Raw genomic sequence first — 24620 nt, 5'->3', positions numbered from 1 at the left:
AAAAGGAGAAGGTGGAATGTTCCAGGTGGATTATGCAAATAACAGCCCCCAATACTTGTTTCGGACCGCGATTCAGCCAGAGTTGGTTGAAGACCTCCGAAACACAGATCCCCATGCAACAGAACTTTTTATCCACGGAAAAACCAAAGGATTGGACTTGCTTGCTTCTTTTCACCGGTTGACTAAGTTATGGGTGCATTCTGTTAACCAAGAAGAATTCACCCGAATTTTAAGCAGCGTGAATCCTGAAATGCTGTATATGTACGGAATGCGGGTGGAAGATTTGTCGCTGATCGGGAATTTGTCCAATTTGCACGTCTTAGGGCTGGAATAGAATCCAAAAGCAATCCAGTTATGGGATTTTTCCAAAAACCTGAACCTTGCAGCGCTCACGATCAAAGGGTTTTCTAAGCTGCGGGACATCTCTTCACTCGTCCAAGCCCCAAACATTCAACTGCTCGAATTGGAGGGGGATCATACGCACCCGCTGCTGCTTGAAACGCTTCAGCCGCTAAAGGAGTTAAAGCAGTTGGCCTATCTTGGCTTATCCAATATTAAGGTAGCGAATGAGTCTCTACAGCCGCTTGCAGAACTGAAGGGATTAAAAGAATTAGCGATATCCAACCAATTTTCTACAGAGGAATTTGCAAAGCTGTCGGTTGCGCTTCCGAATACCACTTGTGATAAGTTTTCCCCTTTTGTGCGAGTTGTTCTTCCGGATGGTTTAGATCTTATGGTGGTTGGAAAACGGAAGCCGTTCTTAAATTCCACTAACGATTCAGCAAAAATGAAGAAATATGAGGAGCGCTTCCGGGCTTTGCAAGAAGCTTTTCAACTGAGGTTAGATGGTTAAGGGAGATGGAAGGAGAAGAGAAGGATGTTTGAGCTCGCCGGAGAAGGCCTTTGGGAACTCCTGAAAGCACTGGGTGGAAAAATAAAATACGGTTTTCTTTCAACAGATCAAAAAGTGGAATGCAATTTGAAGAAGCTTCAGGAAAAATACTGGTTCGAGCAGCTTAGTAAAGAAGCCCCTTTTTTAGCAGACCGGATGAAAGAAGAGGAAGAGTTAAAAATCTATTTAACTTCCAGAAAGAAACTCCGAAGGCTGCTGCATACTTCTAAAGAGCGGCAGCTTTTTAAACAACTTGTCAGACGAAAAATTGAATCGAATCCAACGCCCTGAGAGCTATTAACAGCTTAAGAGCTCTCATGGCGTTTTTATTTGCACACGTTTTGCGCCTTGCAGCCAAAATTTAATTGTCCGGAAGGATTGTTCCCTTGAAATCCGTGGTATAGAATAAGAACAAGTGTTCTTTTGGGGGGTGAATCAAATGACAGGTTATTCAGGAAGAAAACGGGTGATTGCCTGCATCGATATGCGCAGCTTCTATGCCAGCTGCCTCGCTGTCGAAACGGGGCAAGATCCGATGCAGGCCTGCATTGCGGTGGTGGGGAATCAGGAGCGCAAAGGCAGCGTGGTCTTGGCGGCTTCGCCGCGCATGAAAACGGAATTTGGCGTCAGAACCGGCACCCGCCTTTTTGAAATTCCGGATGACCCGCGCATCCAGCTCCTTGAACCGAAAATGCATTTCTTCCTGCAAATCTCGATGGCGATCACGGATTTACTGGGCCAATATGTGGCGCACGAAGACATCCATGTCTACAGCGTCGATGAAAGTTTTATCGATTTCACGGGCATTCTGAACCAGTGGAACAGCCCGGAGGAAATTGCGGTGGATATCCAGGATGCCATTTACCGCCAATTCGGGCTGCCTTCTGCGATCGGCATCGGGCCGAACATGCTGCTGGCGAAACTGGCGCTTGACTTGGAGGCGAAAAAGAAAGGCGTGGTGCACTGGGAAATGGAAGATGTCCCGGAGAAGTTATGGCCTGTCACCCCGCTCAGCAAAATGTGGGGAATCGGTTCCCGGATGGAAGCCAACCTCAACCATATGGGCATTTTTTCGGTCGGCGATTTGGCGAAGGCGGATCTCAAGCGATTGGAAGAGAAATTCGGCATCATGGGCCATCAATTGTACCAGCACGCCAACGGCATCGATTTTTCGGAACTCGGTGCACCGCTTGTCGAGGGGCAGATCAGCTACGGAAAAGGGCAGATTCTGTACCGGGATTACGTGAAAACCGAAGACATCTTTACGGTGATCTTGGAAATGTGCGAGGACATATGCAAACGGACGCGGGACGCGGGAATGGCGGGGCGAACGATTCAACTGGGCGTTGGCTACAGCAAATCGGCCTTCGGCGGAGGCTTTTCCCGCTCCCGGACCATCCATGAAGCCACCAACGATACGATGAAAGTTTACCGGGTGTGCCAGGACTTGTTCCATGAATTCCATCAAAACTTGCCGGTTCGCCAAATTCATTTGTCCATCAGCAAACTCGAAAGCGAATCTTCCGTCCAGCTGAGCCTGTTTGAAGAGCGGAAATGGGAACGGAGAAAACTGGCGGCCGCCATGGACGAGATCCGGAACCGGTATGGCTACGCAGCCATTTTTCGGGCGGTTTCGAAAACCGAAGCTGGAACGGCCATTGCGCGGACCCAGTTGATCGGCGGACATAAAAAGTGAACGATTTGCTTGCAGGCTGTTTCATTTAAACGGAAGCTCCACAACTTGGATTGTTTTCAAATACATAGTAGAAAAATGGCATATCAGGACAAGCCGATTTAAGTTCGGGGCAACCTGAGAAAAAGCAGGAATATTCTGCAGTTCTTTGTAGAAGCAAAATTAGTAAAATAAATTTCTAAAGTAGGATTGTTTTTCCAAGGAATCCCGCTATACTAATTTGGTACCGCTTATTTCGAACGACGGAACAGGAAAAACCAGTCAATAAACCCGGAGCAGAGTAGCGAGATCACATAGAGAATAGGGGAATATCCAATTGAATAACCGTAACCTTTTTATGGCTGCCAGTGCAGCCGTCGTGGCTGTAGCCGCAGTCGCATCACCTGTCAGCGCATCATCCACCCACACTTTCAGCGACGTCGGACCGCGCTATGACGAAGCCGTCAGCTTCTTGTACGAATACGAAATCATCAACGGAAAAAGCGCCACACAATTTGGCACGTACCAGCAATTAACGCGTGGAGACGCAGCGGTCATTTTAGCGAATGCCGTTGGGGTAGACACAGAATCCGCACCGGATGCGGGCTTTACAGATTTGAATAACCGGGTGCGCGGCGCTGTCAACGGCTTAGCAGAATACGGCATCGTTTCCGGCGTCACCAAAACACAGTTTAAGCCGAATGACATCCTGACACGCGGCGCGATGGCGAAACTATTGGTCGCAGCGTTTGAACTGGAAGAATTTGAAGAAGACACACCATTTACCGATGTGGGCGGCGTCTTTGCACCGTATATCGGCGCTCTTTACGGCACCGGCATCACAAACGGAAAGACCACCACTTCTTATGGCACGTACACCAATATTACACGCGGCGATTTCGCGAACCTTTTATACAACACCATTTCTTTCGTCATGGAATCGTTCTATTTCCCTGAAGCGGCGTCAGCAGAACTCGTTGGCAGTACATCCGTTAAAGTAAAACTGACAGAGGCTGTCCCAAGCGAATTCCGCGCGCAGGATGTAGCGGACCTCTTCTATTTTACTGTGCAGTTTGAAGATGGTTCTGAATTTGAGTTCACGCCGACTACAGCTTCGTTCTCTAAGGATCGCCTATTCGCTACCTTTAACTTGGGTAACTTGGATCTGGCCGGCAAAAAAGGGCAGCTCATCATCGATGACTATGAAAAAGAATTGGCTGTGCCGTTCGACTTCTCTGCACCGGTTGAAGCTCCTGTAGAAGAGCCGGTTGAAGTTCCTTTAGAAACACCTGTGGCAGTGCCAGGCGAATAAGGTAATTGCCGATGAATGATCAGTTAATTCCAGCTTTGCTGATTGCGTTATTCGGAATCATGAATTATTCATCCATTTATGAATGAAGAAAGATAATAGAAAAACATGAGAAAGACCCTGGCATGAGTAGCCAGGGTCTTTCTTCTTTCGTATAAGAAATCAATAACGGTCTCCAACCGCTGAATTTTTCGGCAATAGGGCATCAATGCGCTGCAAATCATCGGCTGTCAATTCGACTTGAAGCGAAGCGACATTTTCTTCGAGGTATTTGATGCGTTTTGTGCCAGGAATCGGCAAAGCGCCATTGGCGATGGTCCAGGCAATGGCTAGTTGGGAAGGCGTACAATTTTTATCTGCAGCCAGTTCTTTCACTTTCTCAACCAATTCCACGTTTTTTTCGAAGTTTTCGGGTTGGAAACGGGGAAGGTTCCGGCGCCCGTCGTTCTCATCGAAGTCTTCAAATTTCTTTAATTCGCCCGATAAAAATCCTCGGCTAAGCGGGCTGTAGGCGACAAAACTGATCCCGAGTTCTTGGACCGTCGGGAAAACGTCCGTTTCCACGTCCCGGCTCCAAAGCGAATATTCGGTTTGCACGGCCGTTATCGGATGCGTCGCATGGGCACGGCGGATTTGGTCCGGAGACGCTTCTGATAAACCGATCGCCCGCACTTTTCCGGCTTTCACCAAGTCTGCCATCGCTCCTACGGTCTCTTCGATCGGCACATTCGGATCTACACGGTGCTGATAACACAAATCGAGATAATCGGCCTCTAACCGCTTCAGGCTTTTATCAATAGATTCCTTCACATAATCCGGATGGCCGTTGATGCCTTGAAAATTGGGGCCAAACGCAAACTTGCTGGCGATGACGGCTTGATCGCGTCGGCCTTTTAGCGCTTTCGCTAGCAATTCTTCATTATGCCCATTGCCGTAGACATCCGCTGTATCCAGTAATGTTACACCTAATTCTAAAGCACGGTGGATCGTTTTGATCGATTCTTCGTCATTCACTTGTCCGTAAATAGGGGACATCCCCATCAATCCTAATCCAATCGGTGACACTTCTAAATCGCTATGGCCTAACTTTACCGTTTTCAATGTGTACCATCCTTTCTTGTATGGAAACTCCTGGTATACGTCATAAATACCTCTCTTTACTTATAGTAAACTTTCAAAAAACAATCAGCTCGATCCAACCTGTATCGTCTTTTACTGCTTGCGCTGGAAATTGCTAAAAGGTATTTCAGATATTCCAATTTGACGGACGATCCAAGTGAGGTGGCAATTGCGTTTGGCGATTGCCTGTCGCTGAGTTGATCTGCATCTGCGTCAAAAACAGGCTGGTCGATAAGTCTGCTCCGCATAAATTAGCGTCCCGCAGATCGGCTCCGATAAAATCGACAGCGCGCAAATCCGATTTCGCTAAGTCAGCTGCAATCAAATAAGCCCCTCTCAGATTCGTTCCCCTCAAATCCTTGCCCTTCAAATTTTTGCCCATCCAATCAACGCCAGGCTGTTCAAGTTTCCGTTTTCCATTGTCGGGAACAGCCCGTCTTCGAATTTCGCGGCTGGCTTTCACTAATAGCACTTTGACCGGTTGACGGTAGCCATTCAAGTCCAAGTTCAGCAGTTCATCTGCGTTTAGCTTCGTCAGCCTTTGCAGCAGATCCAGTTGCTCGGTCAGTTCTTGCTGCAGCACCGGATTGCTTTTATAAGAAAGGGCTTCGGCGATAAAAGCGATCATTTCAAACAATTGCTCCATGACAGGGAAAGCTTTAAACATTTTCTCCGCATTTTCCGGCTGGTTCTGCCAGCTGCTTCCACCGAAAGTAGTCTGCGCAATCATTTGGCCAGCGCCAAGGCAATCAAAAACGGTACATCCTTTAAATCCTTTTTCGCGCAATTCGCTGTGAATCAGGCAGCGGTAATCCTTCTGCAAATTCGGACACGGAATTCCTGCAGGTTTATTGATGGCAAAATCGTTTGAAGCAATCAAGTTCAGGGCCGTGCAGCACAAGCCGAAACACTGCGTACAATCTGCTTTTAGACTGGATCTGATTTCTCTTGCTTGGTTCTGTGAAATTGGTTGAAGTAAAGTCATGGCTACGCTTCCTTTTCGCTTAGTGTCTTGCTATGCCGCTGCCAATTTTACATACTGTTAACTTCTCGAAGATAAAGAAAAATCCTGCTTACAGGAATGTTCAACTGCACAGACGAGGAAAGGCTGGGTGAACTTAACATGCCCATGAAAAGATTTCCTTAAATTGCTAGCGTTCTCCAGCCTTGCTTAGTATATTGGAAAGACAACGATCAACGGATAGAAGCGAAAGGAAAAGAACTCAATGCAATCAATTGGGAAACCGATGCGCTGGTGCCTGCCGAATCCCCTTTATCAATCCAAATCAGCAAAGAACTGAAAAAGCGCGGATTCAAATTTGTCGGGCCTGTAACGACTTGTTCATTTTTGCAGGCCATAGGCATGATTGATGACCATATCCGCTCCTGTTCGTTTCATACGGCTAATCGAATCAAGTAAGCTATCGTACACGTACACTTGGATTTCTTGATTCAGTCCAGGAAACTTAAGAAAACGTTAAGAATTCCCTGTGCTTTTCCTTCATATCTTTTCGTTATTCTTCTTTAAAGAAGGATAAAAGGAGACGGAGCTATGAAGAAATGGGGATTTTTGTTACTGGGTATGAGTCTTTTTTTCATTGGAGGCCAGGTTTATTCGCCGGGTCTGGATATTGAATTAGAGAGCCAAATCAGCTCTTATGAAACGGACAAGCGAGCTGCGGAACTTCAAGAGGTGGAAGTGAACGCAAATCAGCTGCATGCAGGCGACTTATTATTGGTCAATCGGGAATATGCCGCTGAAGAGCAAGGGATCAAACAAGACTTAATAGACCTTGCAATTCAGCAGGAACTCGTTGAAGGCTTTTCAATCTTTGAGAAAGAGCTCGTCCTTTCAAAAGAAATTGCGAATAGGTTCGTGGAAATGATGGCGGCAGCTCGAACGGATGGCGTTTCGAATTTCGTCATGACGAGCGGCTATCGGAGTTTTTCCCAGCAAGAAGCGCTCTATGAAGAGATGGGCTCTTCTTTTGCATTGCCTGCAGGGCACAGCGAACACCACCTTGGGCTCTCGCTCGATGTTGGAAGTACGGAGATGAAGATGGAAAAAGCGCCGGAAGGAAAGTGGATCGAAGAAAACTCGTGGAAATACGGGTTCATCCTGCGCTATCCGAAAGACAAAACGGATGTCACCGGCATCGAATATGAACCATGGCATATCCGGTATGTGGGATTGCCTCACAGTGTTATTATGAAAGAAAAGAATTTTGTGTTAGAAGAATACCTAGTTTATTTAAAAAGCGAGAAGCGCATTTCCGCGACGGTAAACGATAAAAACTATCTCATCAGCTATTACCCGGTTTCGGAAGCTGAGAACATTCGCGTTCAAAAGGGCAGCTCCTATGAAATATCCGGTGATAATATGGAAGGCATCATTGTCACGGAATATTAGGAACGAAGCCAATGATCTAGAATACTCGTACTTTCATTTTTGTAAACTAAAGCTTAAAAGGAAGGGTTTTTTATGCACTCCCCCGAAAGAGAGGGATTCTTTTATGCCGGTTATTATTCATGAAATTTTCATCAATGCGCCAATTGAAGTGTGCTTTGACCTTGCTCGTGATGTAGACATCCACATGAAAACAACCGCCAAATCAAAAGAGCGAGCAGTTGCTGGTGTGACGTCAGGACTAATGGAAAACGGCGACCAAGTGACGTGGGAAGCAGTTCATCTAGGAGTCAAGCAAAAACTCACGGCTAAGATTATTGAACTTGAGAGGCCCTACCAATTTACAGATGTTATGGTTAAAGGAGTCTTTCACTCATTTACGCATACTCATGAATTTGTCAAAAAAGAGAAGGGCACGGTTATGAAAGACCGTTTTGTTTACCGAACTCCACTTGGGCTTCTTGGCACCATAGCGGATAAAGTATTTTTGGAAAAATACATGAAACGATTTATCGTAAATCGCGCTAATGTATTGAAGAAAATCGCTGAAAATAATTAAGCCTCTTCACTAAGCTGTGCAAGTTCTGCAAAAATACCGATGTGAGGTGGAAAAGAAGTTGAAAGCAGCATTTCTCAAACAAGAAAAATCGAATATTATTCTTTTCCTGATTACGATGTTAGCGGGATATTTATTAAGTGTTATTTTAATTGGCGGTCCTGTCACTTATTCAGCTCCAGGCGGTGCATTGCTCGGTTTCTTTTTTCTAGAATGCTGGAGATACAAGCAGTTTAAAAAGGAATGGAAAATTGAAATAAACTCAATCGAATTTCGATGCAAAAGATATGAGGCGCGTTTCTTAAAGGAGAATAAGATGAATCCTGAACGACACAATAAAATAACGAACTTATTAGTTGAACAAAAAGGAAAACAGCTGGGTCAATATCTTGAATCACATGACTTCACCACTCAACGGATTTGTTCTTCGAATCAAATGGAGTTATTATGGAGCAACATCAATCGTGGACATTTATTAGAAAGAACCGAAGAGCTAAATTTAGAATCCCTAATGAGTAATATTCGTCAATTGTTTGCAGGTGCTAGACACCTTGGGACCGTTATAGATTATGAAAACGATCAGTTCATTGTATATTTTGAGGCGGCTGAATTCATTGAACGGGCAGAAGGCATGATTCATGTTAATTCGAAAGATGCTCTGTTGAACTAGTTTGTTTTCTCGGCGGATAAAGATAAAATTCTGCTGGTTTCTGAAACTGAGTACAGCGAATATGAACTCATGTATTATGAAAAAGGTCAGGAGTCCATTTGAGATGTCCCTAGGAGGATTATATTGAACGAATATTGCACGACTCAAGTAGTTTACACGATTCCAGCATCAGAACAACACGCAATGGAACTCATCGACGCGGATTGGACGGAAGCTTTTGGAGTGGCTTTGCTTCTATTGAAAGGCGGGAAGACACTCATTCGGATAGATGGAACGGATATAGATATAGGTGATGTCCAACATCACTTTTCAAAAATACGCTGGATAAATGAGTCCACGTTCTTAGTAGCCGCAATGGACACTGGAGAAAAGGAAGATAGTATATTTATCGTCCGTACGGATGGCACTCTGTTGCACTCGTTTTTCGGCGGAGATTCCATTGCAGAAATTGTTGCAGGAGAAGAAGGAATTTGGATCAGCTATTCGGATGAAGGGATTTTTGGAGATGGAATTTCTTCTGAAGGACTGGTGCTTTTTGATCTAACCGGCCAAGTAAAGTTCCGTTACCATACCGATTTGCCAGAGGGTAATCCGATCGACGATTGCTACGCCATGAGTCAAGGCGAAGCTGCCGATATCTGGATATTTTCCTATTCAGAGTTTCGTTTAACTCAAGTAAATAGCAGCCAGCGAGCTTTCAAATCAGTGGAAGTGCCGGAAAGGTTGCACGGAGCACATGCGTTGCATGTACAGGGAAAAAACGCGTTTTTTTACGGTCCATATGAGGCCAAATATGAAATGTACAGCTTCAATATGGAAACGCGAAGCATACAGCCGCTCGGCAAATTTTTTGGCAAGCTCCGGGGATTAGGCACTGCTGAAAAGAGAGCGTTTCTTTCTGTGTCAAATCAGGAAGTGGTGCTGTATCAAGTTTAGTGACTGTGAAAAACACTTTTACTTTGTACAAATAAGGTTTTATTAGCAGCAAAGAAAGATAAGTTAGACCGATCTTAAGCGTATGGACAACTTAAACTCTTTCGAAAAGGAGCGGGAACCATGAGTAAAAGCGACTTAAAGAGAATGGACAATATCGGAATTGTGGTCGAATCTTTAGATGATGCCATTTCGTTTTTTGAGGAAATCGGTTTGAAACTGGAAGGGCGCATGACTGTGGAAGGGGAATGGGCTGGCCGTGTAACCGGATTGGGTTCGCAAATTGTCGAAATTGCGATGATGGCAACGCCGGATGGCCATAGCCGGATTGAGCTTTCGCGGTTTATCAGTCCGGCAGTGATTTCTGATCACCGGACGGCCCCGGTGAATGCGCTCGGCTATTTGCGCATTATGTTTACCGTAAAGAACCTGGACGAACTGGTTTCCCGGTTGAGCCGAAAAGGGGCGAAGCTTGAAGGCGAAGTGGTTCAATATGAAGAATCTTACCGCCTATGCTACCTTCGGGGGCCTGAAGGGATTTTGATGGGGTTGGCAGAGGAACTCGAAAATTGATGAGAGAAAGCAGGAAAACGATGGACATTTTCATTCAAGAATTAGCAGAAAAGATTGGCCGTTCGGAAACGAATCTCCTGATCGGCATTTCCGGTCACGGAGCTGCCGGAAAAACCGTTTTAGCCAATAAGTTGATGGAACGACTTGGTGAAAATAAGACAAATTATCTGAATACCGATCCGTATATTGTCAATTCCAGTGTCCGGATGAATACAATCCTCGAATATTCGTATGAAGAACAGCTTCATCGCTTTAAAATGACTGCTTGCCACCCCGGCGCCCATCACCTTCCATCTTTGGAGCGTGACATCCGAATGATTCAGGACGGGTTGAGTGTAAAGACGATTGATACTCATTATCTGGAAGGTGAACTCCTTACAGCGGATAAAAAACTGTCGTTTATTGAAGGCATGAGCGTCGCTTTCTTAAATCCGGCCTTATTTGACTTAAAAATTTATCTTTACACGGATGGCCAAACAGAGTTTGAAAGAAGAGCGGGCCGAGATGTCGTAGAAAGAGGCGCAGAACTTGATTATTTGCATCAGTCGCATGAAGAGCGGCGGATTCAATATGAACTTTTTATGCATCCTTTTCGCCAAAATTTTGATATCATCATAAAGACAGTTGGGGAACAGGTTTATTTTGAAAAAAATGAACTTCGTTCATACTAGTAGACCCCCAGTTGTTTTCGTGTTTTTAAAAGTGTCAAAGTCCAAAGAATGGGTACATAATGAAAGTGAGAGCAATTTAGAAATGGAGATGAGTACATATGGCAACGAAATCAGCAATCATTACAGGAGCGAGCAGCGGCATCGGACAGGCAGCTGCAAAAGAACTTGCGGGGCAAGGGTATTCGGTCATGTTAGCTGCGCGACGGGAAGACCGCCTTGCGGAATTAAAACAGGCCATTGAAGAGGCTGGTGGAACAGCGGAATATCTGGTGACGGATGTTACTTCCGCTGATCAGATGAAAGCTTTGGCAGAGGCAGCTATCGAGCACTTCGGACGCATCGATGTGTTGTTGAACAATGCAGGCTTAATGCCGCTGTCGTTCATGAACAAATTGAAATTGGACGAATGGGACCGGATGGTGGATGTAAACATCAAAGGCGTTCTTTACGGGATTGCGGCGGTGCTTCCGCAGATGGAGAGCCAAAAAGAAGGGCATATCATCAATATTTCTTCAGTCGCCGGGCATTCGGTCACGCCAGGCAGCGCCGTATACAGCGGCACGAAATTTGCGGTGCGGGCGATTTCCGAAGGGCTGCGCCAGGAAATTGATCCAGCCATGGCAATCCGTGTAACCATTGTCTCGCCAGGAGCCGTGGCAACGGAACTGGTGAATACCATTACCGATGACGATGTGTTAAATGGCTTCAAAGAGGGCCCTGAAATGGAATTCCTTCAAGCAGAAGACATTGCACGCGCCATCGGCTATGCCGTGCAGCAGCCGGCCCATGTCGACGTCAATGAAATTTTGATCCGTCCAAGACAGCAGCCGTAAAATGGAATTTAAAGGAATGAATTGCCGATTTGCGAATAAAGCAAATCGGGTTTTGTATTTTTTGAAACCATTCCACTCGGTTTTCGTAAAAAGAAGAGAGAGGGGAGGGGACTTTCAGATGAAGCAGCCTAAAAAAGATCTTTCGAAATCACGCTTTGAACAAGTGTTGGATGCAATGGGCCTCATTGTATTTATTGGATCAATCGTTTACTTAGTCTCCGTATTTGGCGGGTTGCCGGATGAAGTGCCGGCGCATTTCAACGGGAGCGGCGAAGCGGACCGCTGGGGAAGCAAGATGGAATTATGGATCTTGCCGCTGATTGGCGGCGGCTTGTGGCTCTTGATGACTTTTTTATCGAAATACCCGCATACCTTCAACTACCTGAACTTACGGGAAGACAATATCGAAGCGCAATATCAAAACGCGCGCTTGATGATGAATGTGCTGAAAAACGAAATCATAATATTTTTCGGTTTCATCACCTATCAAACCATCCAGGTCGCTAAAGGTGCAGAAGAGGGATTGGGCATCGTATTTTTGCCAGTCTTCCTTGCCGTAATCTTAGGAAGCACTTTTTACTTTATGTTCCGCATGCTCAAATTATAAAATGCCCATCTCCTCAGAGATGGGCATTTTTTATTCACGCAACTTTCCATGCAGTAACCCACAGCCCGAGAGGTTATCCACATCACATCAAAGTTATCAAGTTTTTGATAATACATCCGTATTAAATAAATAATCGACTTATTTCGATAATGATACGACTGTATTAATTAATTGAATTTTAATAGTATTCTGATAAAATAGAGGTATGCCAAAACTTATCGAACATGCCAAACGCAAAGAAATGATTGCTGAAGCCACGTGGAAAGTTATTTTAGAACAAGGGATGGAAGGGGCGTCTGTCAGGAATATAGCGAAGGAAGCTGGGATTTCTTTAGGGTCTTTGCGCTATTATTTTAATTCGCAAAATGACTTGCTGGGGTTTGCCCGAGACTTGATCTACCAAAAAATTGCTGAAAGGATGACGAGGATTTTTAAATTGGATATGCCGCCAAAAGAAAAAATCGTTCAGGTTTTATTGGATTTAATGCCGGCGGCAGGAGAAACAAAACTGGAAGCCGAAGTAAGATTGGTATTCAAAATCCATGCCCGCCATCAAGGGGAGGTGTTTGATGCGGAAAAAGACAGTGTCTATCTTGCGATCAAAGAAGTGATGTCCTATCTTGTTTTGCTCAATTTATTGAAGAAAGACGCGGATGTTCACCTGGAGACGGAGAGGATGTATTTATTGTTGGACGGATTGGCGCTTGATGGAATGATCCGGCCGCAATTGCTGGAAGCCCATAAACTGAAGCGGATCATTGTTTATCATCTTAATTCGATTTGCATGGAGGAGTTTTAATCGAGTCGCCAATTTAGAGCTTTTCAAGGAGATTGCATTTTTATGCATTGCGAATTTAGATGACATAATAAAAATATTTAGTGTTAATTTGAATCAGTAAAAAGTAGAGAATCGTCTCCATTAATTTGATAATTAAGAATTTTTTAACCTTCTTTACAAAAGTTTATGCTACATTAAAATTAAGTGATATTTTTTATTCGGCTATTCAGTTCCTTTGGCTTTAAAGTGGCCCAATTTCGAATTTGGGGATTAAGCAGCGGTTTAAATAGGGTACAAACTTAATATTGGGCATAATTTCAAAAAAGAAAGGGCTTGATGGTTATGTAAGATGAAAGCGTTCACTTCATTTAACTAAATATGAAAAGGGGGATTTAAATGGCGGAAACAAATGTCCGTGCAAAAGTTCAGCGTTTTGGGAGCTATTTAAGCGGCATGATTATGCCGAACATTGGAGCATTCATTGCATGGGGGATTATTACGGCTTTATTCATACCAGATGGCTGGATTCCGAATGAAACGCTGGCAAGTCTCGTCGATCCGATGATCAAATACTTGCTTCCATTATTGATCGGTTTTACCGGTGGGCGGTTAGTCTATGATTTTAGAGGAGGCGTAGTTGGTGCAACGGCCACATTAGGGGTCATTGTAGGCGCCGATGTTCCGATGTTCCTAGGGGCCATGATTATGGGGCCGCTTGCCGGTTATCTCATGAAGCTGATTGATAACCTGTTTTTGGCAAAAATCAGAACCGGTTTCGAAATGCTTTACAACAACTTTTCTGCCGGTATTTTAGGAGCGATCCTCGCCGGCTTTTCCGTCTACATCATCGGGCCAGTCGTCAGTTCATTGACGAATATCCTGGCAGATGGCGTTGAAGTGATTGTCGATATGGGCTTATTGCCGCTCGCAAGCATCATCATTGAGCCGGCAAAAGTTCTCTTCCTGAACAATGCGATTAACCACGGGATTTTAAGCCCGCTCGGCGTTGACCAAGCGGCACAAGCAGGGAAATCCATTTTGTTCCTGCTTGAAACGAACCCTGGGCCTGGTCTTGGCATTCTCCTGGCTTTCAGTATTTTCGGCAAAGGGGTTTCAAAAGCTTCGGCTCCAGGTGCAGCAATCATCCAGTTTCTCGGTGGTATCCATGAAATTTACTTCCCGTACATCTTGATGAAACCGATGCTGCTGTTAGCGGCAATTGGAGGAGGCATGAGCGGGGTATTCATGTTTACACTGTTTGATGCCGGCCTTCCGGCGACGCCGTCACCGGGAAGTATCTTCGCCTTATTGGCATTGACGCCTCAAGGAAATTATCTTGGCGTAATTTCAGGCGTTGTGGTCGCTGCCGCTGTTTCTTTCGCCATTGCTTCCGTTATCTTGAAAACGAGCAAAGTAGAAGATGAAGATTTAGCTGCAGCAGCTGGCAAAATGGAAGAAATGAAAGGCAAGAAAAGCGATGCGACGGGCTATTTAACGCCTAAACCAGCTCAAGCGGCCGTTGGTGCAGCTGCAGGTGGACAAGTCGAGGCTGATAATACACAGCCGGCGGATTCCACGATGCTTGCGCCGGAAAATGTCCATAAAGTGGTATTTGCCTGTGATGCGGGCATGGGATCAAGTGCGATGGGGGCGTCCTTATTGCGCAATAAGTTCAAGAAAGAAAATATCGACATTCCGGTTACCAATACGGCAATCAATCAATTGCCGGATGATGCCGATATCGTCGTGACACACAAAGATTTAACAGATCGCGCGAAAGCGAAACTGCCTGGGGCTGAACATATTTCTGTTGATAATTTCATGAACAGCCCAGAGTACGATAAATTAGCCCAACGTTTAAAAACAGATAAGTGAGGCTAAACCATCTTTAAAGGAGTGGTTTAATAAATGGCAAAAGAAGTATTGAGCAGAGAAAATATCAAACTAAATGTTTCATTATCCGGAAAAGAAGAAGCGATCCGCTATACCGGGAGCATTCTCGTCGACGGCGGATATGTAGATGAAGGCTATATTGAGAAGATGCTGGAACGGGAAGAGCTGACTTCTACGTTCATGGGGAATTCGCTCGCAATCCCTCACGGCACAGAAGATGCGAAGAAAAATGTCCTGGAAACCGGTATTTCGGTCGTGACCGTTTCGGATGGCATCGATTTTGGCGGCGGCAACATTGCGAAGATCCTGATCGGCATTGCTGGAAAAGGAAATGAGCATTTGGAAATCCTTTCAAATATTGCAATTGTTTGTTCGGAAGAAGAAAATATCGATAAAATTCTGAATGCGACTACGGAAGAAGAGATTCTGGACCTATTCAGCGAGGTGAGCTGAATGAAAGCTGTTCACTTTGGCGCCGGCAATATCGGAAGAGGGTTTATCGGCGCCCTTTTATACGAATCAGATTACGAAACGGTATTTTTGGACGTCAACGGTGAAGTTGTTGATGCATTAAATGAGCGAAATAGCTATGAAGTGACTTTAATGGGTTCTGAACAGCAGACCATTCGTGTGGAAAAAGTTCACGGCATCAATACGCTGAGCCATCCAGCAGAAGGCGCAGAAGCAATTGCTCAAACGGATTTAGTGACTGCGGCTGTCGGCCCGAAAGTATTGCCGATGATTTCAAGCCTGATTGCAGAGGGGTTGAGAGCCCGTTTTGAGAAAAATCCAGAGCCGCTGAACATCATTGCATGCGAAAACATGATCAACGCCAGTTCCTTGTTGAAAGAGCATGTCTATACGCATCTGTCAGAAGAGGAAAGGGAAACGGCGGACCGGTTGATTGCTTTCCCGAATGCGGCGGTCGACCGGATCGTACCGGACCAGACGAGCGATGATGTGTTAGCAGTCGCGGTTGAACCATACTACGAATGGGTGGTGGAAAAACCGGCCATCAAAGGAGCGGTACCTGCCGTTGAAGGCATCACTTACGTAGATGATTTAAGTGCGTTCATTGAACGGAAATTGTTCACTGTAAACACCGGCCATACGGTTCCCGCTTATTTTGGCCGTTATAAAGGGTTCCAGACGATTTACGATGCGATGCAAGACGAAGAGATCGAAGAGCTTTTAAGAGGAGCTTTAGGTGAAACCGGTGAAGTGATCATTCAAGAGCACGGTTTTGACCGGGCAGAACACGAAGCGTACATCCAAAAAATCATTGGCCGCTTCCAGAATCCGAACATCTCGGATCATGTCACACGTGTTGGGCGAGGGCCTTTGCGCAAATTGGGCAAAAACGACCGGTTGATACGGCCGGCAAGCCTTTACTGGCAACTGACAGGAAAAGAGCCTGTCCATTTAGCAACGGTCATTGCGGCTGTCTTGCTTTACGTAAATGACGAAGATCCGGAAGCCAAACAATTGCAGGAAATGATTGCAGCGCAGGGATTTGAAAAAACACTTCAAGAAGTGGCAGAATTGGAAGCGGATGATCCGCTCATTCCGATTATTATGAAACGTGTGGAAGAACTTCAAAGAAAATAAAAAGATTGCAGCCTTAAAACCCGATGAAGAATTTTTCTTCATCGGGTTTTCTGTGTTCATAACTGGACTAATGGATGATGACGGAATTGTAAAACAATTCTATACTTAACTAAACTCTAAAGCATTCGCGTCTAATGAAAGAAAGGAAATAATTCATGCCTAAATTTATTTGTGAAACATGCGGTGTGCAATACAGCAAGTCAGAAACGCCTCCCGATAAATGCATCATCTGCAATGAAGAAAGGCAATACGTCAATCCATCTGGACAAAGCTGGACAACATTAGAAGAAATGCAGGCAAGCGGTGCCTATCAAAATGAAATTTCAGAAATAGATAACAAATTGCTCATGATCCAAACCAAGCCGAAGTATGCGATTGGGCAGTCCGCTTATTTGATTCAAAATAAAGGGTTAAATCTTCTCTGGGACTGCATTACTTATTTGGACGAGGAAACCATCCGTCAAATTAAGGATAAGGGGGGAATCGATGCGATCGCGTTGTCACATCCGCATTATTATTCTTCCCAAGTCGAATGGGCTGAAACGTTTGATGCCCTTATTTATATACATGAAGATGACCGCCAGTTCGTAACGAGGGAAAGTGAGCGGATCCGCTACTGGCAGGGAGATTCTCTGGCGCTTTATCCAACAGTCACACTTCACCGGATAGGCGGACATTTTAAAGGTGCGGCAATTGCCCACTGGACTAAAGATAACGGCAAGCTGTTTACTGGCGACGTTATTCGGGTGGCGGCAGATCGGAACTGGGCCACTTTCATGTACAGCTACCCTAATTTCATTCCGCTTTCTTCGAAGGTCGTAAAAAGAATGGCAAATCAAGTGAAACAGCTCTCTTTCGAACAACTGTATGACGCTTTTCAGCGGGTCATGGAAATGGATGCAAGACAAAAAGTCCTGAATTCTGCAGTGCGTTACATCTCGGCTATAAATGATGAGCTAGCTGATACATAATATCCGGCAGGAGGTGCCAAATGGAAGACAAAAAATGCAGCGAAGTCAAGGATAAAAAGCAGGAAGTGATTGACGGCTATACCATAAAATATCATGCCAACGGAAAAACAGTTTGGTCAAAAGGAAAAATGTCAGAAGGCAAACCAGATGGTTATTGGGAGTGGTACCGTGCTGATGGCAAGATCAAACGCTCGGAATACTTTGAAAAAGGAGATCCGGTGGGAGAATGGGTCACTTACGATAGTAAAGGCGATAAGTACAAAACGACCAATCGCGGATGAATGAAAGGGAAATGAAATGCAAAGCAGTCCACTAACTGTTCTATTTTTCTAACGAGGAACTTCCACTGATGTGGAGGTTCCTTTTTGATTTGTTTTAGAGAGTTGTATTGCAGAATTCCTGAAGTACATGTATCAACCTGAGAATTTGGCGAACTGGGCAGAAAGCGGCCAGGCGCCGACCCACATTCCGACGATGGAACTGGTTGAAGGTGATGTTGAGAAATACCCGTTATCCGCTCAAAACATTCAGCAATTCGATTCGTTTGTCGGAGCACCTAAACTTTATCAATACCGTGAACAAGTCCGTTATTTGGTGGAAAACGTCTATCCTCAAATTATTTCAGAAGAAGGCATGACGAAAGAGAAATTGATGGGTGAGCTTGAAAAAGCAACGGAACAATCAAAACAAGTTGCTGAAACTGCTCCTCAATAACTAAATAACTGCTACGTAGAGGAATTTCATGTTTGTTAAGTGAAATGCCTTTAAACTGACGAAAGGGGTGAGGATTGGAATATGCGGATTTCCAGAACCTGGTCAACGGTCTTGTTTCTGCCATTCTTGATTTGTTTTCTGCTGTTTTTAGTCATTCCGTTAGCTTTTGGCATTTACATCAGCTTTCATCAGTGGTCCATCTTTGCCGGAAATGGCGGGTTTGTCGGATTCAACAATTATATTTCCATTCTAACCCCTGGCACGGTGTTTGGAGATGCCTTCTATAATGGTTTGAAAAACACGCTTATTTTTGTTGCGATCAGTGTCATACCGCTCGTTTTAATCAGCTTGGCATTGGCGCTGCTGGTTAACAGCATCCCTAAAAAATTCAAGGTATTTTATCGGACTGTCTTTTTCATATCCTATGCGGTATCGGTAACGGCAGTGTCGGCTATTTTCAAATGGCTTTTTACCGGAAATGGCGGCTATGTCAACAATGTCCTGAATAATGTTGGCGGCTGGTCATTCAATTGCCTGAACGACCAGCCGCTTGCCTGGATCGCTATTTTAATCGCCACGGTCTGGTGGACGATCGGCTTTAATATGATCTTGTTCATCAATGCTTTAGATGAAGTGGATGAAAATTTATATGAAGCGGCAAGCTTGGATGGTGCTGGGGCGTGGCAGCAGTTCCGCCACATCACATTTCCATCTATCAAAGGCGTCTTTGTCTTTTTAACGATCATCACAGTCATTGCTTCATTCAATCTTTACGGCCAGACATTGCTCATTACAGCAGGCGGGCCGGGGCAAAGCACCCAGTCTTTGATCATGGTGATCCAGCAAATGGTCTTCAGCCAAAATAATTTGGGCATTGCATCAGCAATGGCAATGGCGATGGGGACCGTCATGGTCGCTATCGTTGCTGCACAATATTTCTATTCGTTCAGAAAACAATAAGGAGGCAGAAAATGAAAAAATCCAAAAGCAAAAATTTCCTCATTCTTTTATTGGCGACATTGCTTGCGCTCTTGTTTCTGCTGCCTCTGATTTTTATGGTGTTGACGTCATTCAAAGCGTTGGGAGAGGCGATGTCGACTTCTTCATTACTGCCGAAAACTTGGACTTTAGAGAATTATAAAAGCATCTTCGGCATCACTGCAGACGTTCCGGTGCTCCGTTGGCTTTTGAATACCGCTATCGTTACAGCAATCGGGACCTTGCTGGTGGTTTTCGTAGATGTTCTTGCGGCTTATTCGATTGCCCGTTTGAATCTGCCCGGCAAGAGGTTCTTTTTCCTTGTGGTTGTGGCAGCTCTTACAGTTCCAACGATCGTCACTTTGTTTCCGATGTTCTACTTATTCCGGCAATTTAATTTGATTGATACGTATGCTCCTTTGATTTTGGTCTATTCCGCGAACACGATGGGCGTCTTCCTAATTTACAGCTTTTTGAGGGGATTCCCGAAAGACTTGGAAGAAGCGGCTATCATCGACGGGGCTTCGTTATGGCAAGTTTTGCGGTTTGTTATTTTCCCAGCAATCCGCCCAGTCGTTGCCACATTGTCCGTCTTGACTTTTCTGACCATCTACAATGATTTTCTTTGCCCTCTGTTGTGACCAGTGCAGATGAAATGAAAACGGTCACAGTCGGAGTCGCAAACCTCGTCCAAGGCTCTAACTTCGTGAATCCAGGGAGGATGATGGCGGCAACGGTTGTGGCTACTTTGCCGGCATTGATCCTATTTGTCGCTGCAAACCGTTATTTTGTCCGAAGTGTCATCAGTTCAGGCATAAAGTGAAGCAAAGCACTTGTGATTCTTTTAAAGCATGTGATTATACCATTGCTCCTGTCTCTGTATCGCTGCGCTAGCTTCATTGCGAAAAGGAGTTGCCCCAAATTACTTTTGGGACAACTCCTTTTTATTGTCTCCGGTTAGGCTTCTTGTCAAACATTCAACAGGAATTTGGGTTATGATAGAAGCATAGAAGTTTACATAAACGGATTTGCATCGCTAAAATGAAATGCCGATCCGGCTGAGCAATTAGGAGGAAAAGTTTTGAACGCATATATCGTCATGCAGGGTGAAACGTATCATGAAGAAAAGAATGCCGGTTTGATCTGGGCTCCGGAAACGGACAAAGCAGGAATGGTTCCGCATTCCTATCAGCGATTGATGGAAGTGAAAAAAGGAGACCGGATTTTCCATTACGTCAAAGGGGCAATCGTGGCCATCAGCGTAGCAAAAGGAGCCTTCAAAAAAGAACGGAAGCCTTTTGAAGAAGGGAGTCCTGAAAAAGAATCAGCGGTTGGCTATTTGGTGCAGGTTGAATACCGGGAGTTGGAGAATCCGTTATCGATCAAAGAATGTTTGGACGATATTTCGAGTCTTCTGCCAGTGAAATATGCGGCTTTTAAAGAAGACGGTACAGGCAATCCCGGATACCTTTATCCTTGCAACGAAGAGCTCGCCATCGAATTGCTGGAAGGCATTAGCCGCTTGAATGTGTATGTACCCGAAGCGGAGCAATTGGAACTCGCAATGGAAGTGGTCCGAGTGACGGAACACAATCCGTTAATCACGCTAATCGCAGAAACCATCATGGAAATGAAAACGAAAATCCAGCGCGGGCAGCTGCAATTCAGAAAATCGCTTTTGCCTTTATGGCATAAAGAATGTCCGCTATGCGGCATGGACATCGATGCCGCGTTAAAAGCTGGCTATGCAAAACCGTGGAAAGATAGCACGGATGCGGAAAAAATCAATCCTTACAACGGCTTGTTGCTCTGCAATAATCACGAAGCCATGTTTACTGCCGGATTAATCAGTTTCACAGCCGGCGGAAAGCTGCACATCGCACAACAGATACCAGAGGAGCGCTACGCCGAATACGGATTGAAAAAAGGGAAGAAAATCGCGGTTTACCCTGACAACGGCGAATTCTTCAGATGGCATAAAAGAGAGATTTTTGTCGATAAAAGAAAAACAACCAATTCAGATTCTAGGGAAGAAACCATTGCAGGCGAATGATCGCCTGCAATGTTTTTTTTTTATTATTCCCTGTTAGTTTCTGTCTAGAGCAAGGTGTTATAGGGGTATACAGTAAGAGATTATGAAAATGATTGGAGGTCATTTATGGATATTTTAATGACGATCCTTCTTTTGCTTTTAGCATTGCTCATCTCAAATGTTATCAGCCATTACACACCATTTATCCCAACGGCATTGATCCAAATCGCTTTAGGGGTTCTATTGGTGCTGTTTTTTGAGGATATATCGTTTGATATCGACACCGAATGGTTCTTGCTGCTATTTATTGCCCCTCTTTTATATAATGATGGCCGCCATTTTCCAAGGGAAGAGCTGTGGCGCATGCGCGGCCCGATACTCGGAAACGCCATTATACTCGTTCTTCTCACCACAATTCTTGGTGGTTATTTTATTCACTGGATGATTGCCGCGATACCGCTCTATGCAGCATTTGCGCTAGCAGCGATCTTATCGCCGACAGATCCAGTTGCAGTAAACGGTATTGCCAAACGCATTCATATTCCCGATAAAGTGCTGAATTTAGTGCGAGGCGAGTCCTTGATCAACGATGCATCCGGACTCGTTGCATTCAATTATGCGGTGGCTGCAGTCGTCACCGGTTATTTCTCGCTTCAAGAAGCGATTTTTGACTTTTCCTATAAATTTGTAGCGGGCGGAGTGCTTGGCATTGTACTTGGACTACTCGTCATCTGGATCCGCCATATCCTTCGGAAGCAAGGGATCAACGATGTGACCTTCCAGTCTTTGCTGCATATCATGACGCCGTTTTTCATTTTTATCGTAACGGAAGAATTGCTACATGCTTCGGGTGTCATTTCTGTGGTTGTGGCCGGGATTATCCATTCACTTGTCAGGGAACGAACGGAAACTTTAGTTGCTGAAGAACAGATGTTAGCTGAAAATATTTGGACGATTATTTTGTTTGTTCTAAACGGCATCGTTTTCTTATTGCTTGGGTTAAATATCCCTTCATCCATGAGCGGGGTTCTGGAAAATCCGGATATTGGCTATTTACTGTTGTTCTCTTATGTGATTGGCCTCGGGGTCTTCATCTTAGGGGTCCGGTTTATCTGGTCTTATCTTTTTGCAAGTTTCGAATCCCGTTTTAACAAAACCGATGAAGTGGAAAAACCAAGTTTTAAACAAACTTTGTTTACTAGTCTGACCGGTGTTAGAGGTACGGTTACGATGGTCGGGGTCTTGTCAATTCCGTATGCCTTGGAATCTGGCGAAGACTTTCCGAATCGCTCGCTGATCGTCTTTTTAGCTGCTGGTACAATTCTCTTCACTTTGCTCGCTGCCACGTTTTTATTGCCGCTATTGAGCCGCGGCGAGACAAGTGAAGGGCAAAATGTAGGGAAGATCGATACGGAAGAAGCGAGAAAACGGCTCTTGCTTGCATCTATTAAGAAATTGAAAGCTGAAACAACTGAAGAAAATGAAACCGTTGCTTATGAATTGATCGAAGAATACAAATTGCGGCTCGAACAAATTTTGCCGGAGGAAGAATTGAGATCGGATGAAAATAAACAGCGACGAAAAAGCTTGAAGAAAATACGGCTGCAGGCGTTATCTATTGAAAAATCACATATAGATATGCGGTTGAAAGAGGAAAACTACGATGATGAAAAAATTAGAAAAGCTTTTGCGAAATCTTTCAGAAGAAGAGAAGCGGCCATCGAAAAAAATGTGCATTCCTTGAATGTTTATATCCAAAGCAAGCTGATTCGAGCTTGGCGACGCTTTAAAGGCGAATACTTAAAAGATGACGAAACACGGTTGGTTAATCTTCAAGTAGGCAAAGATATACAGTTAGAAGCCTTGCAAAAAGCGATGGATTATCTGGTGGAAACTTCAAAAGATGGCAAAGAAAAAATGGCGAGTTCCGTCATACACGACTATAAACGGATGATTAAAGGGCTAAAAACGCCTGAATCGCATTTCAATGAACAATATGAAATGCAAAAAGAAGAACTGCGCTTGGTGATCATGGACATGGGCCGTTCAAAAATTTATAAAATGTATGAAGAAGGTGAAATTTCACGGGAACAAGCAAAAGAGCTGCGACGCTACTTAAACCATATCGAAAGCATTACATTATATGAATACAGTGAATAACTTGAAAAAGCCTGAACAGATGCTCAGGCTTTTTCTAATTCCATTTCTGTTTGGCATTCTACTGAAATCCTATGGTACATTATTAGTATGAATTGCCTATCCATCAAAATATAAGCAGATGGTTTTACGGCTGGTACAGAAAGTTAGGTGAATGAATTGGTATCTTCAAAAGATGTAGCGAAACATGCAGGTGTATCTCAAACGACTGTATCGCGGGTTTTAAATACGCCGGAGCGCGTGAAAAAACCGACATTGAAAAAGGTGATGGATGCAATCGATGAATTGAATTATATCCCGGACGGCAATGCACGTTCATTGGTGCAGCGGAAAACGCGGACGATTGCATTGATTTCCGGTCCATTGCATAATCCGTTTTTCTCTGAAACAACCACAGCCATCATCAATTATGCGAATGCCGAAGGATTCCGGACCAATGTACATTTCATTAATGATGAAAATAGCGAAGAAGTCTATAATTCCGTATTTGAAAATAAAGTGGACGGCATTATTTTATCTTCGATTTATCTCGACGATCCAATCTTTCATAAATTGGAGAAGTCGGGTATTCCATTTATATTGTTCAACCGAAAGCATCAAAGTGAGAAAAACTATGTGGAAATCGATAATCGGCAAGCGGGCTATTTAGCGGCAGCGCATCTATTGGATAAAGGCCATAAAAACATCGTCTGGATCGGCGGCCCTCTTACAATCAGTACTTTCAAAGGGCGGATGGAAGGTTTTATCCAGGCACTTGAAGACCATCAAGTCACTATTCCAAAAGAACGGATCGTCATCACCGATACAAAGAGGGAAGAACTATACGATACGTTTCTCGCACTGCAAAAATCAGCAGAAAAGCCGACTGCCATTTGTGCAGCAACTGATGCCATTGCGATCCGCCTTATGGATTTTTATATTTCTGCGGGGATTCGCATCCCGGAAGATCTCAGCATTATCGGCATCGATAACGTGGAATTGAGCCGGCATGCCTCCTTGAATTTAACGACAATCGGCATGGAAGATGAGCGGGGATTGGGATTCTTAGCGGTGGAGAAGTTATTTGAAATGATTTATCAGAAAAATAAGTCTTGCATCCAAATCCAAAAGTCTGTTAGACTATTCGAAAGAAATACAACCATGGACCATAAATTCATATAATCATTTATATGAATTTATTTTTCCGGATAAATGGTTACGTATTCATTTTTAAAAAGCTTTTATGTATGCGGTTTCACAAAAAGGGG

28 protein-coding genes and 1 pseudogene are annotated in these 24620 nt (G+C 44.4%); 27 read left to right on the top strand and 2 right to left on the bottom strand.

The genetic code is table 11. The features are described from left to right. Positions 1-16: 16 nt before the first annotated feature. The 5 genes from AC2EXB_RS10095 to AC2EXB_RS10075 all read left to right on the top strand — a co-directional run bounded on the left by AC2EXB_RS10095 (position 17) and on the right by AC2EXB_RS10075 (position 3876). Positions 17-334 carry a hypothetical protein gene (locus AC2EXB_RS10095; RefSeq protein ID WP_483601253.1) on the top strand — a complete coding sequence of 106 codons (318 nt, stop codon included), beginning with the start codon at positions 17-19 and terminating at the stop codon, positions 332-334. A gap of 195 nt (positions 335-529) precedes the next feature. After that, positions 530-853, top strand: coding sequence for a hypothetical protein (locus tag AC2EXB_RS10090; protein ID WP_246808938.1), 324 nt, complete (start codon positions 530-532; stop codon positions 851-853). Positions 854-877: 24 nt separating this feature from the next. Then, a complete protein-coding gene (locus tag AC2EXB_RS10085; protein ID WP_483601252.1) occupies positions 878-1183 on the top strand; it encodes a hypothetical protein in 306 nt (101 codons plus the stop codon). A 148-nt stretch (positions 1184-1331) separates the two neighbouring features. Beyond that, positions 1332-2588 carry a Y-family DNA polymerase gene (locus AC2EXB_RS10080; protein ID WP_483601251.1) on the top strand — a complete coding sequence of 419 codons (1257 nt, stop codon included), beginning with the start codon at positions 1332-1334 and terminating at the stop codon, positions 2586-2588. Between the two features lie 313 nt (positions 2589-2901). After that, a complete protein-coding gene (locus tag AC2EXB_RS10075; RefSeq protein ID WP_483601250.1) occupies positions 2902-3876 on the top strand; it encodes an S-layer homology domain-containing protein in 975 nt (324 codons plus the stop codon). A 159-nt stretch (positions 3877-4035) separates the two neighbouring features. On the opposite strand, the gene AC2EXB_RS10070 is transcribed toward AC2EXB_RS10075, so the two are convergent. After that, positions 4036-4974, bottom strand: a complete 939-nt coding sequence (locus AC2EXB_RS10070; RefSeq protein ID WP_483601249.1) for an aldo/keto reductase — start codon at positions 4972-4974, stop codon at positions 4036-4038. A 145-nt stretch (positions 4975-5119) separates the two neighbouring features. Further along, positions 5120-5977: a pentapeptide repeat-containing protein gene (locus AC2EXB_RS10065; RefSeq protein WP_483601248.1), complete on the bottom strand. Its 858-nt coding sequence runs from the start codon at positions 5975-5977 to the stop codon at positions 5120-5122. Positions 5978-6229: 252 nt separating this feature from the next. On the opposite strand from AC2EXB_RS10065, the pseudogene AC2EXB_RS10060 reads away from it, so the two are divergent. From AC2EXB_RS10060 to AC2EXB_RS09955, 22 genes and pseudogenes are all read left to right on the top strand, one after another. Continuing rightward, positions 6230-6412: pseudogene (locus tag AC2EXB_RS10060) on the top strand (DNA-3-methyladenine glycosylase I); the annotation flags it as partial. A 132-nt stretch (positions 6413-6544) separates the two neighbouring features. Continuing rightward, on the top strand, positions 6545-7402 hold the full coding sequence (locus AC2EXB_RS10055; RefSeq protein WP_483601247.1) for a M15 family metallopeptidase: 858 nt from the start codon (positions 6545-6547) through the stop codon (positions 7400-7402). A 103-nt stretch (positions 7403-7505) separates the two neighbouring features. Next, on the top strand, positions 7506-7958 hold the full coding sequence (locus AC2EXB_RS10050) for an SRPBCC family protein (protein WP_483601246.1): 453 nt from the start codon (positions 7506-7508) through the stop codon (positions 7956-7958). Between the two features lie 58 nt (positions 7959-8016). Further along, the gene (locus tag AC2EXB_RS10045) at positions 8017-8625 is read left to right on the top strand and encodes a hypothetical protein (protein WP_483601245.1); all 609 of its coding nucleotides are present in this window, start codon (positions 8017-8019) and stop codon (positions 8623-8625) included. 123 nt (positions 8626-8748) lie between these two features. Continuing rightward, complete coding sequence (locus tag AC2EXB_RS10040) at positions 8749-9561, top strand: TetR family transcriptional regulator (protein WP_483601244.1); 813 nt, start codon at positions 8749-8751, stop codon at positions 9559-9561. A 120-nt stretch (positions 9562-9681) separates the two neighbouring features. Further along, positions 9682-10131 (top strand): VOC family protein, encoded by a 450-nt coding sequence (locus AC2EXB_RS10035; protein WP_483601243.1) that lies wholly within the window; start codon positions 9682-9684, stop codon positions 10129-10131. Between the two features lie 20 nt (positions 10132-10151). Next, positions 10152-10802, top strand: coding sequence for a uridine kinase family protein (locus AC2EXB_RS10030; RefSeq protein ID WP_483601242.1), 651 nt, complete (start codon positions 10152-10154; stop codon positions 10800-10802). 98 nt (positions 10803-10900) lie between these two features. After that, a complete protein-coding gene (locus tag AC2EXB_RS10025) occupies positions 10901-11635 on the top strand; it encodes an SDR family oxidoreductase (RefSeq protein WP_052651638.1) in 735 nt (244 codons plus the stop codon). Positions 11636-11753: 118 nt separating this feature from the next. Continuing rightward, positions 11754-12242: a DUF1648 domain-containing protein gene (locus AC2EXB_RS10020; RefSeq protein WP_483601241.1), complete on the top strand. Its 489-nt coding sequence runs from the start codon at positions 11754-11756 to the stop codon at positions 12240-12242. Between the two features lie 205 nt (positions 12243-12447). Beyond that, positions 12448-13041 carry a TetR/AcrR family transcriptional regulator gene (locus AC2EXB_RS10015; RefSeq protein ID WP_483601240.1) on the top strand — a complete coding sequence of 198 codons (594 nt, stop codon included), beginning with the start codon at positions 12448-12450 and terminating at the stop codon, positions 13039-13041. Positions 13042-13416: 375 nt separating this feature from the next. Beyond that, positions 13417-14895 carry a PTS mannitol transporter subunit IIBC gene (locus AC2EXB_RS10010; RefSeq protein ID WP_052651641.1) on the top strand — a complete coding sequence of 493 codons (1479 nt, stop codon included), beginning with the start codon at positions 13417-13419 and terminating at the stop codon, positions 14893-14895. A 33-nt stretch (positions 14896-14928) separates the two neighbouring features. Further along, entirely contained in the window at positions 14929-15366 is a 438-nt protein-coding gene (locus tag AC2EXB_RS10005; RefSeq protein WP_483601239.1) for a PTS mannitol transporter subunit IIA, read from the top strand. Then, entirely contained in the window at positions 15367-16521 is a 1155-nt protein-coding gene (locus tag AC2EXB_RS10000) for a mannitol-1-phosphate 5-dehydrogenase (protein ID WP_483601238.1), read from the top strand. 155 nt (positions 16522-16676) lie between these two features. Continuing rightward, the gene (locus AC2EXB_RS09995; RefSeq protein ID WP_483601237.1) at positions 16677-17492 is read left to right on the top strand and encodes an MBL fold metallo-hydrolase; all 816 of its coding nucleotides are present in this window, start codon (positions 16677-16679) and stop codon (positions 17490-17492) included. Between the two features lie 20 nt (positions 17493-17512). Then, the gene (locus AC2EXB_RS09990) at positions 17513-17773 is read left to right on the top strand and encodes a toxin-antitoxin system YwqK family antitoxin (protein WP_483601236.1); all 261 of its coding nucleotides are present in this window, start codon (positions 17513-17515) and stop codon (positions 17771-17773) included. Positions 17774-17900: 127 nt separating this feature from the next. Beyond that, entirely contained in the window at positions 17901-18206 is a 306-nt protein-coding gene (locus AC2EXB_RS09985) for a hypothetical protein (protein ID WP_483601235.1), read from the top strand. Positions 18207-18287: 81 nt separating this feature from the next. Beyond that, positions 18288-19166 carry a carbohydrate ABC transporter permease gene (locus AC2EXB_RS09980; protein ID WP_483601234.1) on the top strand — a complete coding sequence of 293 codons (879 nt, stop codon included), beginning with the start codon at positions 18288-18290 and terminating at the stop codon, positions 19164-19166. Positions 19167-19177: 11 nt separating this feature from the next. Further along, positions 19178-19825 (top strand): carbohydrate ABC transporter permease, encoded by a 648-nt coding sequence (locus tag AC2EXB_RS09975; RefSeq protein ID WP_483601233.1) that lies wholly within the window; start codon positions 19178-19180, stop codon positions 19823-19825. 14 nt (positions 19826-19839) lie between these two features. Next, the gene (locus AC2EXB_RS09970) at positions 19840-20007 is read left to right on the top strand and encodes a hypothetical protein (protein ID WP_483601232.1); all 168 of its coding nucleotides are present in this window, start codon (positions 19840-19842) and stop codon (positions 20005-20007) included. Between the two features lie 258 nt (positions 20008-20265). After that, positions 20266-21237 carry an HNH endonuclease gene (locus tag AC2EXB_RS09965; protein ID WP_483601231.1) on the top strand — a complete coding sequence of 324 codons (972 nt, stop codon included), beginning with the start codon at positions 20266-20268 and terminating at the stop codon, positions 21235-21237. Between the two features lie 105 nt (positions 21238-21342). Beyond that, positions 21343-23376 (top strand): Na+/H+ antiporter, encoded by a 2034-nt coding sequence (locus AC2EXB_RS09960; RefSeq protein ID WP_483601230.1) that lies wholly within the window; start codon positions 21343-21345, stop codon positions 23374-23376. Positions 23377-23523: 147 nt separating this feature from the next. Beyond that, entirely contained in the window at positions 23524-24534 is a 1011-nt protein-coding gene (locus tag AC2EXB_RS09955; RefSeq protein WP_483601229.1) for a LacI family DNA-binding transcriptional regulator, read from the top strand. Positions 24535-24620 lie beyond the last annotated feature (86 nt).

Source organism: Planococcus alkaliphilus (assembly GCF_057031095.1).
The sequence above is the reverse complement of the archived record's forward strand: the minus strand, read 5'-3'. Positions and strand labels throughout refer to the sequence as shown.

What these genes read in the sequence shown, in the direction of transcription:
- AC2EXB_RS10095 (WP_483601253.1), top strand. Translation starts at nt 17, where the DNA reads ATGTTCCAGGTGGATTATGCAAATAACAGCCCCCAATACTTGTTTCGG.
- AC2EXB_RS10085 (WP_483601252.1), top strand. Translation starts at nt 878, where the DNA reads ATGTTTGAGCTCGCCGGAGAAGGCCTTTGGGAACTCCTGAAAGCACTG.
- AC2EXB_RS10080 (WP_483601251.1), top strand. Translation starts at nt 1,332, where the DNA reads ATGACAGGTTATTCAGGAAGAAAACGGGTGATTGCCTGCATCGATATG.
- AC2EXB_RS10065 (WP_483601248.1), bottom strand. Translation starts at nt 5,977, where the DNA reads ATGACTTTACTTCAACCAATTTCACAGAACCAAGCAAGAGAAATCAGA.
- AC2EXB_RS10055 (WP_483601247.1), top strand. Translation starts at nt 6,545, where the DNA reads ATGAAGAAATGGGGATTTTTGTTACTGGGTATGAGTCTTTTTTTCATT.
- AC2EXB_RS10050 (WP_483601246.1), top strand. Translation starts at nt 7,506, where the DNA reads ATGCCGGTTATTATTCATGAAATTTTCATCAATGCGCCAATTGAAGTG.
- AC2EXB_RS10035 (WP_483601243.1), top strand. Translation starts at nt 9,682, where the DNA reads ATGAGTAAAAGCGACTTAAAGAGAATGGACAATATCGGAATTGTGGTC.
- AC2EXB_RS10030 (WP_483601242.1), top strand. Translation starts at nt 10,152, where the DNA reads ATGGACATTTTCATTCAAGAATTAGCAGAAAAGATTGGCCGTTCGGAA.
- AC2EXB_RS10025 (WP_052651638.1), top strand. Translation starts at nt 10,901, where the DNA reads ATGGCAACGAAATCAGCAATCATTACAGGAGCGAGCAGCGGCATCGGA.
- AC2EXB_RS10020 (WP_483601241.1), top strand. Translation starts at nt 11,754, where the DNA reads ATGAAGCAGCCTAAAAAAGATCTTTCGAAATCACGCTTTGAACAAGTG.
- AC2EXB_RS10015 (WP_483601240.1), top strand. Translation starts at nt 12,448, where the DNA reads ATGCCAAAACTTATCGAACATGCCAAACGCAAAGAAATGATTGCTGAA.
- AC2EXB_RS10010 (WP_052651641.1), top strand. Translation starts at nt 13,417, where the DNA reads ATGGCGGAAACAAATGTCCGTGCAAAAGTTCAGCGTTTTGGGAGCTAT.
- AC2EXB_RS10005 (WP_483601239.1), top strand. Translation starts at nt 14,929, where the DNA reads ATGGCAAAAGAAGTATTGAGCAGAGAAAATATCAAACTAAATGTTTCA.
- AC2EXB_RS10000 (WP_483601238.1), top strand. Translation starts at nt 15,367, where the DNA reads ATGAAAGCTGTTCACTTTGGCGCCGGCAATATCGGAAGAGGGTTTATC.
- AC2EXB_RS09995 (WP_483601237.1), top strand. Translation starts at nt 16,677, where the DNA reads ATGCCTAAATTTATTTGTGAAACATGCGGTGTGCAATACAGCAAGTCA.
- AC2EXB_RS09990 (WP_483601236.1), top strand. Translation starts at nt 17,513, where the DNA reads ATGGAAGACAAAAAATGCAGCGAAGTCAAGGATAAAAAGCAGGAAGTG.
- AC2EXB_RS09985 (WP_483601235.1), top strand. Translation starts at nt 17,901, where the DNA reads ATGTATCAACCTGAGAATTTGGCGAACTGGGCAGAAAGCGGCCAGGCG.
- AC2EXB_RS09980 (WP_483601234.1), top strand. Translation starts at nt 18,288, where the DNA reads ATGCGGATTTCCAGAACCTGGTCAACGGTCTTGTTTCTGCCATTCTTG.
- AC2EXB_RS09975 (WP_483601233.1), top strand. Translation starts at nt 19,178, where the DNA reads ATGAAAAAATCCAAAAGCAAAAATTTCCTCATTCTTTTATTGGCGACA.
- AC2EXB_RS09970 (WP_483601232.1), top strand. Translation starts at nt 19,840, where the DNA reads ATGAAAACGGTCACAGTCGGAGTCGCAAACCTCGTCCAAGGCTCTAAC.
- AC2EXB_RS09960 (WP_483601230.1), top strand. Translation starts at nt 21,343, where the DNA reads ATGGATATTTTAATGACGATCCTTCTTTTGCTTTTAGCATTGCTCATC.